This window comes from Enorma sp., from assembly GCF_982429025.1.
Genome location: NZ_CEWCAA010000057.1, coordinates 1 through 11,942 on the forward strand (window position 1 = coordinate 1; position 11,942 = coordinate 11,942).

General features: G+C 63.2%; 11 protein-coding genes and 1 tRNA gene. All 12 read right to left on the bottom strand.

Annotation, left to right across the window (positions count from 1 at the left end):
* On the bottom strand, positions 1–418 hold a 418-nt coding region (locus AC1VS5_RS08540; protein ID WP_481218357.1), incomplete at its 3' end, for a type IV secretory system conjugative DNA transfer family protein.
* A gap of 51 nt (positions 419–469) precedes the next feature.
* On the bottom strand, positions 470–1,435 hold the full coding sequence (locus tag AC1VS5_RS08545) for a hypothetical protein (protein WP_481218350.1): 966 nt from the start codon (positions 1,433–1,435) through the stop codon (positions 470–472).
* 65 nt (positions 1,436–1,500) lie between these two features.
* On the bottom strand, positions 1,501–3,093 hold the full coding sequence (locus tag AC1VS5_RS08550) for a hypothetical protein (protein ID WP_481218351.1): 1,593 nt from the start codon (positions 3,091–3,093) through the stop codon (positions 1,501–1,503).
* Between the two features lie 915 nt (positions 3,094–4,008).
* Positions 4,009–4,242, bottom strand: a complete 234-nt coding sequence (locus AC1VS5_RS08555) for an IS3 family transposase (RefSeq protein ID WP_481218352.1) — start codon at positions 4,240–4,242, stop codon at positions 4,009–4,011.
* A gap of 463 nt (positions 4,243–4,705) precedes the next feature.
* A tRNA-Thr gene (locus AC1VS5_RS08560) sits at positions 4,706–4,780 on the bottom strand.
* A gap of 102 nt (positions 4,781–4,882) precedes the next feature.
* Complete coding sequence (locus tag AC1VS5_RS08565; protein ID WP_481218353.1) at positions 4,883–5,578, bottom strand: NYN domain-containing protein; 696 nt, start codon at positions 5,576–5,578, stop codon at positions 4,883–4,885.
* Positions 5,571–6,677, bottom strand: a complete 1,107-nt coding sequence (rlmB, locus tag AC1VS5_RS08570; protein WP_481218354.1) for a 23S rRNA (guanosine(2251)-2'-O)-methyltransferase RlmB — start codon at positions 6,675–6,677, stop codon at positions 5,571–5,573. The genes AC1VS5_RS08565 and rlmB overlap by 8 nt, the downstream gene beginning before the upstream one ends.
* A 190-nt stretch (positions 6,678–6,867) precedes the next feature.
* Positions 6,868–7,581, bottom strand: coding sequence for a class I SAM-dependent methyltransferase (locus tag AC1VS5_RS08575; protein WP_481218355.1), 714 nt, complete (start codon positions 7,579–7,581; stop codon positions 6,868–6,870).
* Positions 7,582–7,681: 100 nt separating this feature from the next.
* Positions 7,682–9,148: a cysteine--tRNA ligase gene (cysS, locus tag AC1VS5_RS08580; protein WP_481218356.1), complete on the bottom strand. Its 1,467-nt coding sequence runs from the start codon at positions 9,146–9,148 to the stop codon at positions 7,682–7,684.
* A 231-nt stretch (positions 9,149–9,379) separates the two neighbouring features.
* Entirely contained in the window at positions 9,380–9,859 is a 480-nt protein-coding gene (gene ispF / locus AC1VS5_RS08585) for a 2-C-methyl-D-erythritol 2,4-cyclodiphosphate synthase (protein ID WP_276867240.1), read from the bottom strand.
* A gap of 34 nt (positions 9,860–9,893) precedes the next feature.
* Complete coding sequence (gene ispD, locus AC1VS5_RS08590; RefSeq protein WP_204627703.1) at positions 9,894–10,610, bottom strand: 2-C-methyl-D-erythritol 4-phosphate cytidylyltransferase; 717 nt, start codon at positions 10,608–10,610, stop codon at positions 9,894–9,896.
* Positions 10,611–10,699: 89 nt separating this feature from the next.
* Positions 10,700–11,794, bottom strand: a complete 1,095-nt coding sequence (gene disA / locus AC1VS5_RS08595) for a DNA integrity scanning diadenylate cyclase DisA (RefSeq protein WP_407923523.1) — start codon at positions 11,792–11,794, stop codon at positions 10,700–10,702.
* Between the last annotated feature and the right edge of the window lie 148 nt (positions 11,795–11,942).

Genomic DNA, 11,942 nt, shown 5'->3' on the forward strand with positions numbered 1-11,942 from the left:
GTGCCACCGAGATGATGTCCTGCTGGTTGGGCACCACCCTGCCGTCTCGCTCGGTTGTGCGGATGAACGCCAGGGGATCGTAGCCCACGCGGCTGATGCCTTCGGGCAGAAAGTCCTGGTCCCCCGATAGATTTGCGAAGTCGAGGTATTCTACGCGGTACCCATGCTCGACCAATTCCGGCCCCACCTCGCGGCAGAGCGTCCCCTTTGTGTCGAGCACGATGAAACTCGACCCCATCTGGAGCAGGTTGGGTTTGAGGACGTTGCGCGTCTTGCCCGACCCCGACGGCCCGATGACGAGCATGTTGTTGTTGATGCCCGTCTCGAAGATGTCCGTCGAGAGCGTGCGCCCCCGGCCCAGGATGGTCTCGCTGCGATACCGCTCGCGATCGTTGCTGCTCTGGATGCTCCTCGCCATCACCGTCTCCTCGTTCATGTTGAAGCTGCTCTCTTCCATGGGCCTCTCTTTCTATCCCCTGCTGTTCGCCGCGGAGCTCTGGATATCGCTCAAGCGCTGGGCAAGAACCGGACCCGCAAAGCTCAATGACGAGGCGCGGCATGCGCTTGCATCGAGCGCCCCGGCGCGATATGCCGAGGCGAACGGCAGTACAAGCGCATAGCGGAGCACGGCGCGCATGGCGTCTGTATCCTGAGCGCGATCTTTGTCGCCCAAGCACCCTGCCAGCATGTCGTCAAGCGTGCCGATCTCAGACTCGCACTGGATAAGCGCTATTTCGATCTCGCCTTCGGTCACCAGAGCATGCGGCTCGGAATCGGCCGCCGAGCTCCATGTGCCGTCCTGAAAGGCATCCAGCACATCGGAGGGGCTGGAAGCGGCCATATCGAGTGCCGTCTGCGCAATCGCCCGAGCCTGCAGAATGTGCGCCACATCGATGAAGGCTCGCAGCTGCGCACCTCCCAAAGCAAGTCGGAGCACCTGCTCGTTGTACCTGCGATGAGAGAAATGGAGCAAATCTTCCGTGCGTTCGCCGGAGCGTTCGGAAAGCCCCATGCTCTGAAGGAACTTCGACGCCCGCCCACGACGTTGCGCATGCTGCCGGGCGATGCGCATGAGGGGTGCCGCAAGCACGCAGTACAGCTTTTCCGTGCGCTCATCCAGCTGGGTCTCGGGCGTCTCGGCGGCCGCGCCCTGGTGTTCCCGCTCGAGCATCGCGAGCACATAGCAGAGGTGGCCCACCGTCTGCTGCAAGGGATCCGGCGCGGGTTTTACAGACGGGCTGCAGGCGTCGAGGTGCAGCGAGCCGAGGACCTGCACGCAATCCTCGCGCTCCTGCTGCATGCGCTCGGGGATGTAGTCGCCGAGCGCGATCGACGAAAAGCTCCTCACGGTCGCCTCGAGGTAGACGGTGTCGACGGTCTGCTCGTACGCGGCGCGAATGCGTTGCGCCAGGACGGTCTGCTCCTTACAAAACATGCTCTCCCCTTCTCTTGTGCTTTCCTGTGGCAGGCTCATGCCTTGACGGCTGCATTCCGGCTGCATCACCACTCATCGATTACGGCGACGGAGCAAATGCGCATTCCATCGGTAACGTTGGGCTCCTGGTGCTGGGCAAACGCTATCGCGCGGTTGAGGCGATCGCGGTATTCGCCCGCCGCGAACAGCGGCCTCGACGCAGCCTCCGGGTGGCTGAGTGCGAAGTTCCCCAGATTCCACCACGCCTTCAATCGCTTAGCCCGAGCTGCGGCGAGCGAGATGCGTTGCCAGGTACCATAGGGGGTCTCAACATCGACCTGTTGGAATTCCGACTCGAGCTCCTCCTCGTGGTTCAAGATGAGCCGGAGCGTTCGATCGGCCTTATAGGTGCTATTGAGCAGATTGACGAGCCAGGTCGCCTCTCTTGCTGCCTGCTCCTGCTCGGGCGATCGCTCCTGCCCATGCGCCTGTTCCTCCTCACGCGCCTGTTCCTCCTCCGGCTCGTCCCAGGCGATGTCTTTGCAGCACGCGCGACAGCACACGGCCCCATAGATGCACCTGAGACACCACTCGGGATCTCCGAATGTGCCGTAATAGGTCTCGGCTACACCGGGATGCTCCGCCTCGTAGTGATCCAGCTGGTCCAGGAGCTCCGCAAGCCGCTTGAGCTCGAACCGGGCGAGCTCATACCGCTTGGCGTACAGCTCGCCGATCGCGTCTGTCTCCTCGTCTTCCCGAACGTCGTCCCCGCACCATGCCATGGCATGCTCCCACATCGCGTGGTACCGGGGGTACTCGGCGTAGAAGCAGTCGTCTTGATCTTCCAGCGGATTCGCCTGGCGCAGAGTGGCCCGTTCACACGCCCCTTGCACGGAACGCATGAGCGCGAGATACGAGCGATGCTCCTGCACAAACGAATCGTATGCTTGTAGAAAAGCGGCGAGGTGGGCCCCGAGGTTCGTTTCTTGCCCGCATTCCTCGAGCAGGTCGTCAAGCGACACGCTCAGCGGGCATTGCAAGAGATTGCTCAGGCCAAACGATGCGGCAGGCCAAAGCGAGACCTTCTCGGAGGAGCTGCGGAGGAGTGGGCGGTGCCGGCGCACGAAATCGGCGATGCGTCGCGCGAGCGCGTCCTCTGCCCCGTCTTCTGCGCCGGCCGCCTTTTCACGAGCCCCTTCTTGGGCGCGGCGCAGCGCCTTCGTAAACGCGGCCAAGGCGGCGTCGTTTCCCAGGCCCTCATGCTCGAATGCCTCGAGCGCGGGCGAAAGGCCAGGGTTCCCTTCGCGTCGATGTTCCCGATAGAACGCGTGGGCATAGGAGCTCAGGTTCTTACCCTTCTCATCGCCGTGCCCCTCTTGATAATCGTCCAAATCGAGCGCGCGACCATATTCCCAGAGCTTCTCGCCGTAATCGGCGGCGGCGGTGCAAAGCGACTCTCCCCCATAGGCGAGATCACGATAGGGGTTCTCGCCCAAGGGCAGCCAAACAAAGGGAAGACCCTCGTAGTCCGATGAGAGCTCAGGGCGAGCCGCCCGAAGCGCCCGGTAGCGGACGAGGCTCGCCCAGGCATCCCAGCGCGTGGTCTCCTTGCGGTCCGGCATCACGCACACCATGTCGTTCGGAAGCTCGGGGATCGCATGCTTGTCGTTCTTGCTCACAGGTTTCCCTCCTCATTGCCGCGGATGCTCGTCGAGTGTCCCAAGCGCACTCCAGCAAGCGCGTTGCTGGCGGTCTGGGCCTCACAGGTGCTCTGAGCTGCCCCGGCAAGCGTGGTGCATGCGGGGTCGCCCGGCAGAGCCGCTTGCGGATGAATTACCCTGCGGCTCGCTTCACGTGGTTGCTGCAACCGTTTTTGATTGCTTGTTTTACGGAAATGCCCGGTGTTCGACGCTCGTGCGCCGACGCGGCACGTGTTGCCGCCGCTGTCGTTCCTTGTGGCTGCTGCCACCGAGCAGATAGTTGCCGCGCCCTCTCGTGCAAGATCATCGCCCCACGTTAGGCTCCCCTCCCCGGGTCGTGGCGCGTTCTGGACGCGCTCACCGGGGAGCCAGGCGCACCTTGTGTGCGCTCCGGCTGCACGAGATGGCACAGCAAATACGGCTGTCAAGCTACTGCTCCCCCGGGTACCTCGCCGAGCGCAGGAACGACCACGCCAATGCGAGCAGGAGGGTAGCGAACATCCACAGACGCAGATGTCTCGAATAGAGACAGCTCCGCCTAGGGAGGCTTACCAACGGACTAGACAGCTTCTATTTACTTGTTGAATTGATTGCTAGACACTGTTTTACCTCTCACACGCTGAAACCTGAACTTGATGTGCTAGGGGATCCCAACCCCCACTCTCGGGAACCATCGAATGCATCAATGGTATGTACGGATGCAATCGGTGTATGCCCTATTATGCGCCGTTCTATAACACCGTCAAGAACTTTTTTTGAATTTGATTGGAACGTTGATCTCCACGTTGATTTCTAACCTCAGCGAGACATCCCCAAGACTCAGCGAGACATGTCGCGATGAGTCCGGGAACCATAGTCCCTCGGGGGCTGGAAAGAGTGAATCCGCAACACCTATTAAGACGGTTTCGAGAGGGCCGGCCCCGCCTTCCTGAACTCCAACCCCGCGACCAGCGGAAACCCCGGGGAGGGTGGGGTCGGCCCCGCCTTCCTGAACTCCACGGGGCTCACGTGGCCGATCGTCGAGCGGATCCTGAAGTTGTTGTGCCAGTGAGCGTAGTCTGACAGCTTGATCTGGAGGCCGCGAAGGTCGGAGAAGCCCTCCCGGCAGGCGAACTCAGCCTTCAACATCTTTCAAGAGCTTTTTCGAAATAATCTTCGCAGGTAGATTAGTGCGCCAAATGGTGCCAAATGGTGGTGCCATATGGGACGGGTCCGTTTTGCACGTCTCTTGGCGCTTCAGTTCGCGCGTGAGACAGTTTCACCCGGCACAACTGTCTCATGCACCCGGCACAACCGTCTCGTCTCGAAACTCGGGCGGGTTTCGGACACAAACGCCGTCTTCGGGCGGGTTTCGTACGCTCAGAGGCCTCCGAGCGTCCGATTGTCGCCCGAGAAGCCAGCTAGCGTCCGAATCCGGCCCGAAAGCGCGGCGAGCGTCCGAATGTCGCCCGGCGGCGCCGGCGGTGTCTGAATCTCGGCCGGCGGCGCGGAGGGCAACTACATCTCACCAGAAAGTCCGCAACCGAACTCGTTCCTATTGCGCGGCAGCAAAAAGCCCGGCACCGCGAGGGCACCGGGCTTCTCATGCTTCTGGAGCCAGCGACAGGAATCGAACCCGCAACCCGCTGATTACAAATCAGCTGCTCTACCGTTGAGCCACGCTGGCGTCTAGCTTGTTCAGGATACTGAAAGTGCGCCAACCGCGCAAGCATGCGAAATCAGGACAGAGGGAATTTCGCATCGCACGTCAGCGGTTGCTCGCGTCCGGCTACCCGCGATTGCGCAGGGCTTCGAGTTTGGCCAAAGCTTCGGGCGAAAGACGGCTGCCGAGCGTGAGCTTCACCTGCGGCGCCTCCTCTGCCTCGGCCACATCGGCATCGATCGAGCGAATCTCGTCTACGAGCATTCTCGCCGAAATACGCGTGACACCCTTGCCCATGACCGTCGCCTGAATGGTACCGTCGCTCGTCACCACCGAGCACGCACGTCCCGCCTCGCGCGCCTCGATGCACAGGCGCTGCACCACCGTGTCCGCAGATACACCTGTGGGCGAGAACTCGATGCGCACGCCCGCCTGCGGGAGGTTGGGCCGATCCGCCGAAACGTTGCCCGCGCCGTCGAACACGATCACAGCATCATAACGGCGCTGCGCGAACGCGGCCACGTCCGCGATGAGCGCGGTGCGGGCGCGGTCGTAGACGTCGTTGGAATACGGGTCATCGGAGCGGTCGAAGATGAGCTGCTCGTAGCGCGGCGTCGCGTGGATGACGTTGTAGCCATCGACCACCAGGAGCTCGCGCTGGCCGCGGGAGTTGGTGCCGCGGACGGGGTCCACCACGGTGGACGACACGAAGGCCGAGCCAAACGCGTTGCCCGCGCCGTACGTGCTGGCATCAACCACCTTGCGCGCCGAGCCCTCGCCGAACCGCTTCGCCTTGGCTTTTGCTCGGCTCTTCTTACCCATGGAACTCACCTGCCTCGCCCATTAAAACTGCTCCGTCATATTTGGGCACGTTTGTGTCGTTATGGGGCTCAAAATGCCCGCTTAATTGAACATTCTTGCCCAAAGATGAAGCGGCGGAAGGCGCTTCGGTAATAGGCGCACGCTCAAGCACGCCCGCATTCTGGCGCAGCCATTCGTAGCAGAGCGCGGTGGCCGCCTGGGCAACGTTGAGGCTCTCGGTCGCGCCGCGCTGCGGCAGCTTGGTGAGGTCGTCGCAGGTCTCGAGCACCAGACGGCTGATGCCCGCGCCCTCGGAGCCCATCACGAGCGCGATGCGCCCGGTGAGCGGCGCGTCCCAGCAATTGCCCTCGGCGTGCTCGGAGGCGCCGACCGTCCAGAAGCCCGCGGCCTTCAGGTCCTCGAGCGCGCGGGCAATGTTCGGCACGCGCGCGATGGGCAGGTGCATGACGGCGCCGGCGGAGGTCTTGTAGGTGGCAACCGTCACCTCAGCGGCGCGCTTGTTGGCGATGACCACGCCCACAGCCCCCACGACCTCGGCCGAGCGCACGATGGCACCGAAGTTGCCGGCGTCGGTCACATGGTCGAGCACCACAACGAGCGCGGGGCCCGTGCCACCGGCGGCGTCGGCGCGGGCGATAATGTCGGCGAGGGCCGCGTATGGGAAGGCACCCACCTCGAGCGCGATGCCCTGGTGCGCGCCATGGCTGGAGAGCGCGTCGAGCTGCTCGGCGGCGACGTACTCCACCGGGATGTTCGCCCCGCGCAGCTGGTCGACGAGCTGGGCAAGCGCTGCGTCGCGCCGGCCCTCAGCATCGGCCACGAGGGCGCGCTTCACCGGGAAGCCGGTGCGCAGCGCCTCGGCCGCCGCGCGACGTCCCTCGATGTACTCCCCCGCCGGGCGACGCGAGGCACCAGGGCGAGCCGCCGCACCGTGCGCCGAAGAGCCAGCAGAACGGCCCTTCGACCTGCCCGCATCCGACGAAAGACCCTTGCGAACCGGCATGCGCCCCCGCCGCTCGCGATTACCGCCCGTACCCTGTCCACCACGGCCGCCGCCCGCGCCTTGGCGCTGCCGTTTGCCGCCGCTTTGCTTTGCCATGCCATCTCCTTGCGTCCGTTTTGCTGGATAGCAGTATAGAGAATTGAGCCTTGTCACTGGGACAGCGGCACTTTGCCCAAAAGAAAAACCTCGACCGGAAAGGCGTTTGGCCCAACTACCAACGCATACGCGCCCGGATATCGTTGAACGAATTCACCCAAGCCTTTCAGGCTCTTTACACGGCCACGTTTTACCTCAATCGCCGTTCGCTTACGACCTTGCGCGCACGGACGATAATCACCGCGGGAATCTCGTGCTCTGCGGCAAAGCACGACTCACGAAAGCCGTCGATCACAAAGCCGTGGGTAAAGCATGCCTCAAAAATATCCTGCAGGGACCGATGAAAGTAGAGGTGCTCTTGCGGCTGACCGGGGATTGCCTCGCCTCGATAGCTGTGCGGCGTGCTATAGCGCTCTGTCCTGGTCACAAAGCATGGATGCTGCGTCGCAAAAACGAATATGCCGTCTTCGACAAGCAGGCGGTGCACAGCATCGAAGAGGTTATCGAGTGCCGCGATATCCATGATTGCCATATTGGAAACGGCCTTGGTGAACGGCCGCGCACGCGCGAGCGAGCGCAAGCTATCCGCATCGGTGGCATCCGCCACGACGAACTCAATGCGGTCCGCGTATCGTTCCTGGCGGCAACGGGCGAGCTCGATCATGCGGGGCGAAAAATCGAATGCGAGCACATCCACTCCGCGCTCCGCAAGATAGGCAGCATAGTTGCCGTTGCCACACGCCACGTCAAGCACGAAATCGCCCGGCTGTGGATCGAGCAAATCGGTTACGCCCGGCCGAACCGTCTGACGGTGGAAAGCGTTTGACGCATCGCCCATCGCCGCATCCCAGAAGACGGCATTCGCCTCCCATGCCTCACGACTATCGGCAACCTCGTGTTCCATGATATGGCCGCCTTCCACAGCATTCGCATGAGACACTTTAACCCGGCACAACTGTCTCACCTCGGAGCATGAGACACCTTAACCCGGCACAACTGTCTCATTAGGCGCGCTTGAGGCGGGAACCGGCGGCGGTGTCCTCGATCACGAGACCCATGTCGCGCAGCTGGTCGCGGATGGCGTCGGCCGTCGCCCAGTCCTTGGCGGCGCGCGCCTCGGCACGCGCAGCAAGGATGCGCTCGGCGGCCTCGTTCACGTCGTCGCCCGTGTAGGCGCAGAGTCCCGCCGCCACACCGAGCAGCCCCACGGGGAGCTCTTCCTCGGGCTCGGGAAGCTCGACACCCAGCTGCACGAGCGCACCGGCAATCACGGCGCCGCACACGCGCGCAGCCTCGGGATCGACCGCACCCGCCGCCTGGTCGAGATACGTGTTCGCCTCGGTCACGAGCTGGAAGTAGGCGGCGATGGCGCCAGCGGTATTGAAGTCGTCATTCATGCAGGCCTCGTACTCGGCGGCGGCGCGCTCCATGGCAGACGTGAGGCCGGCCGCAAGCTCAGCATCCGGCTCGCCTTCCGCATGGTCGGCAGCCCACTTGAGGTTCTGCACCGTACCGGCGATGCGCGCAAGCGAATTCTCCGCACCCTCGAGACGCTCCCACGAGAAATCGAGCGGCGAGCGATAGTGCGTCTGCAGCATGAGCAGGCGGAGCGCCGCAGCGGAGTGCTTCTCCAGCACCTCGGCCAGGGTGAAGAAGTTGCCCAGGCTCTTGGACATCTTCTCGCCGTCTACGAGAAGCATTCCCGTGTGCATCCAGGTGTTGGCGAAGCCCTCGTGCCAGCAGCAGGTGGCCTGCGCGCACTCGTTCTCATGGTGCGGGAAGGCCAGGTCGGAGCCACCGCCGTGGATGTCGATCGGCGTGCCCAGGTAGCGGTGAACCATGGCGGCGCACTCGGTGTGCCAGCCGGGACGCCCCTCGCCCCACGGGCTCGGCCAGCTCGGCTCGCCCGGCTTGGCGGCCTTCCAGAGGGCGAAGTCGAGCGGGTCGCGCTTCTCCTCCCCCGCCGCGATGCGCGCGCCCACCATGAGGTCATCCACGTTGCGGCCGGACACCTCGCCGTAGCTGGGGTCGCTGCGCACGGAGAAGTACACGTCGCCGTTATCGGCAGCGTACGCGTGCCCCTGCTCGATCAGGCTCTTGATCATGCCGATCATGGGGCCGATCTCCTTGGTGGCACGCGGGCGAATATCCGGGTCCATCACGTTGGCAGCGCGCATAACGCCGATGAACTTCTCGGAGAACTCCTCCGCTACCTCGGCCGCCGTGCGCCCCTGCTCGTTGGCGCGGTTGATGATCTTGTCGTCAACGTCGGTGAGGTTCTGCGCGAAGGTGACCTCGTAGCCGCTCGCGATGAGCCAGCGGCGAATCACGTCGAAGCTGATGAACGTGCGTGCGTTGCCGATGTGGATGTTGTCGTACACCGTGGGGCCGCACACGTACATACGGACCTTGCCCTCCTCGATGGGCTGAAAGTCCTCTTTGCGGTGCGTAGAGCTGTTGTAGATCTTCATGAGGGTCCTCCTGGGGGCGGTCGCCGTGCTCGCCTGCTGCTCGGGCAGTCCTCGCAAACCTCAGCGCGCTGAGGCTTGCTGCGGAACTCGCGACAAGCGTGCACGGCGACCGCCTGTGCATGTCGACTCTTGGTGATATCCTAACCGACTACTGCGTCGGCAGGCATAGGACTCGCCGAAACATCGCGTCGGGCGAGATTCCTTAACAAAGAAAAAATGAAGACGATAGACCTAACATCGCTGCTCGAGCAGGCAGACGGCCCAGGCACCGATGCCCTGGCCCTGGCCTTCCCAGCCAAGGTGCTCGGTCGTGGTAGCCTTCACGCCCACGCACTCCACGGAAACGCCGAGCGCGCGGCTCAGGTTCTCGCGCATCTGGTCGCGGTAGGGCGTGATCTTGGGCTCTTGGCACGCCAGGGTGCAATCGGCGTCTACGAACTCATAGCCGCGCTCGCGCGCGTATTCCATCACGCGGGAGAGCAGCACCAGCGAATCGGCGCCCTCGTAGGCAGGGTCGGTATCGGGGAAGAGCTTCCCGATATCTCCGCCACGGCATGCACCCAAAATCGCATCGGCGAGCGCATGGGCCAGCACGTCGGCGTCCGAGTGCCCGAGCAAGCCACGGTCGTGCGGAATGTCCACGCCGCCGATGATGCAGCGACGCCCCTCCACCAGCTGGTGAACGTCGTATCCGTGACCGATGCGCAGCATGCGCCGACCTCCTTTGCATGTCGTTCTAGACATATCAGGCTTCATACCCAGAGCTGCGCCGCAAAGCACCGGCAACCACGGCCAGGTCTTCGGGCACCGTCACCTTTATATTGTCGCGCGGGCTCTCTACACAGAGCACGCTTCCGCCAGCTCGTTCCACTAGCGAGGCATCGTCGGTGCCTACGAAGCCCGTGCGATCGGCAACCTCAAACGCACACCGAAGCGCCGCGACCGTAAAGATCTGCGGCGTTTGCACCGTCCAAAACTGGCTGCGCGGCGGGGTGTCGATGATGCGGCCATCGGGCTCGACGCGCTTGAGCGTATCGATAGCGGGTTGTCCGCACACCACACCGTCGATTTCAGCATTGGCCATGAGGACCCGAGCCGCGCTGTCGATGGTCTGGGACTTGATAAGCGGCCGGGCCCCGTCATGCACGGCCACGTAGGAAAAGCCCTCCGGCACCGCATCAAGCCCCGCGCGGGTGGAATCCTGGCGGGTAGAGCCGGCGTCGGCATAGGTTACGGGCGTCGCATATCCAAAGGGTTCCACGGCGTCGCGGGCCATCTCGCTCCTTCGCTCCTGCGGGCACACCACCACGATGTGGCCTACAAGCTCAGCGCGATCAAAGGCCGCGATGCACCACGACACGAGCGGCCGACCCTCCACCATCACCAGCTGCTTGCCGCCCGGGTTACCAAATCTCGACCCGGTGCCCCCCGCAACGATGATCGCGCAAACGGGCGCAGCCATGCGGGGCCCAGCAGAGGCCGCAACCTGTTGTGGAGATGCGAACTCGTGCCGCTGCCCGGTCGGTTCGTACTGCCCCTCGGCCATCTCGCTCACGCAGCACCACCGCGCTTGCCCTGCATGCGATACAGCGAGTCTGCAAGGATCGTGGGGTTGTTCACGCCGAAGTCGCCCAAGCGCTCCGGGTCCTTCTGGATGTCGTCCAGCAGCTCCTGCAGCGAACCGTACTCGTCCACGATCTTCTCGGCCACGCCGTCGCGCACGACCGACACCTGCGAAAGCGTGCGCAGGCCAAGCGGGGTCATAACGGAGTCTTCGTCCAGATCGTCGTAGCCGAGCGCCTGGGCCACGCGCTGCGGGTTGGTGAGCTCCTGAGGCGTCATCTCGCTAAAGAGGCTGCGGATACGGCGGGCGTTATCTTCCGATGAGTCCGAAGCGTAGTCGCGAATCATGAGGTTGTAGTCGTTCTCGATCGAGGTGCCCGCGAGTTGCTCGAGCTGCATCTGAACGAGCTTGCCCTGGCTGCCGAGCTTCACGATGCAGAATTTAAGCTCGTCCTTCGCCTGCTGCAGAATCTCGAAACTCGAGAAGATGTCGGTGATGTCCGCAAGGGTCACATAGTCGTCCAACTCGAGGGCTGTAAGGCGCAGTAGGGCGCGGTCGAGCGAGGCGCGCGTGGTCTGCAGCGTCGAGACCAGCTGGTTCACCGATGCCATGATCTCCGAGACCGGCTGGATCTGATACGACTTGCCGCGCACGTACACGTTGACGACGCCGCGGCGCTCGGAGACCGAGATCACGATGGCGTCGGTGAGCACGCTCATGCGCGCAGCGGTGCGATGGCGCATGCCCGTTTCGCTCGTAGCCAGCGACGGATCGGGGTTAAGGTGAAAATTAGCTCGCAAAATCTGCGAGAGATTGTCGTCGATCACGACGGCGCCATCCATCTTGGAAAGCTCGAAGAGGCGGTTGCTGGTAAACGAGATGTTGAGCGGAAACCCGTCGTTGCCTGCCGCAAGCACGTGCTCGGTATCGCCCACGCAGATGAGCGCGCCAAGGTGCCCGGCAATAATCATGTCGAGGGCGGTACGAATGGGCTGTCCGGGGGCAGTGAGGCGAATGGCCTCGTTCATGCGCTTTTGAATCTCGTTCTTATCCAATATGCTCTCCCCTCTCGTACATCTCATACGTCAATCACTCATACGGTGTCTATTTTCTCATGGATTGCCCGACGTCCGGCGGCGCGGCTTAAGAATTCAAAAAAGTCGTGAGGGGCGGTGGGAACAGGAGCGGCGGCGGGGAGGCGTCGCAGCATATTAATGCACCCCCTATCTG

Bases quoted from the DNA above. Each gene is read 5' to 3' on its own strand.
- AC1VS5_RS08545 (WP_481218350.1), bottom strand. From the start codon at position 1,435: ATGTTTTGTAAGGAGCAGACCGTCCTGGCGCAACGCATTCGCGCCGCG.
- AC1VS5_RS08555 (WP_481218352.1), bottom strand. From the start codon at position 4,242: ATGTTGAAGGCTGAGTTCGCCTGCCGGGAGGGCTTCTCCGACCTTCGC.
- AC1VS5_RS08565 (WP_481218353.1), bottom strand. From the start codon at position 5,578: ATGGGTAAGAAGAGCCGAGCAAAAGCCAAGGCGAAGCGGTTCGGCGAG.
- rlmB (WP_481218354.1), bottom strand. From the start codon at position 6,677: ATGGCAAAGCAAAGCGGCGGCAAACGGCAGCGCCAAGGCGCGGGCGGC.
- AC1VS5_RS08575 (WP_481218355.1), bottom strand. From the start codon at position 7,581: ATGGAACACGAGGTTGCCGATAGTCGTGAGGCATGGGAGGCGAATGCC.
- cysS (WP_481218356.1), bottom strand. From the start codon at position 9,148: ATGAAGATCTACAACAGCTCTACGCACCGCAAAGAGGACTTTCAGCCC.
- ispF (WP_276867240.1), bottom strand. From the start codon at position 9,859: ATGCTGCGCATCGGTCACGGATACGACGTTCACCAGCTGGTGGAGGGG.
- ispD (WP_204627703.1), bottom strand. From the start codon at position 10,610: ATGGCTGCGCCCGTTTGCGCGATCATCGTTGCGGGGGGCACCGGGTCG.
- disA (WP_407923523.1), bottom strand. From the start codon at position 11,794: ATGAGATGTACGAGAGGGGAGAGCATATTGGATAAGAACGAGATTCAA.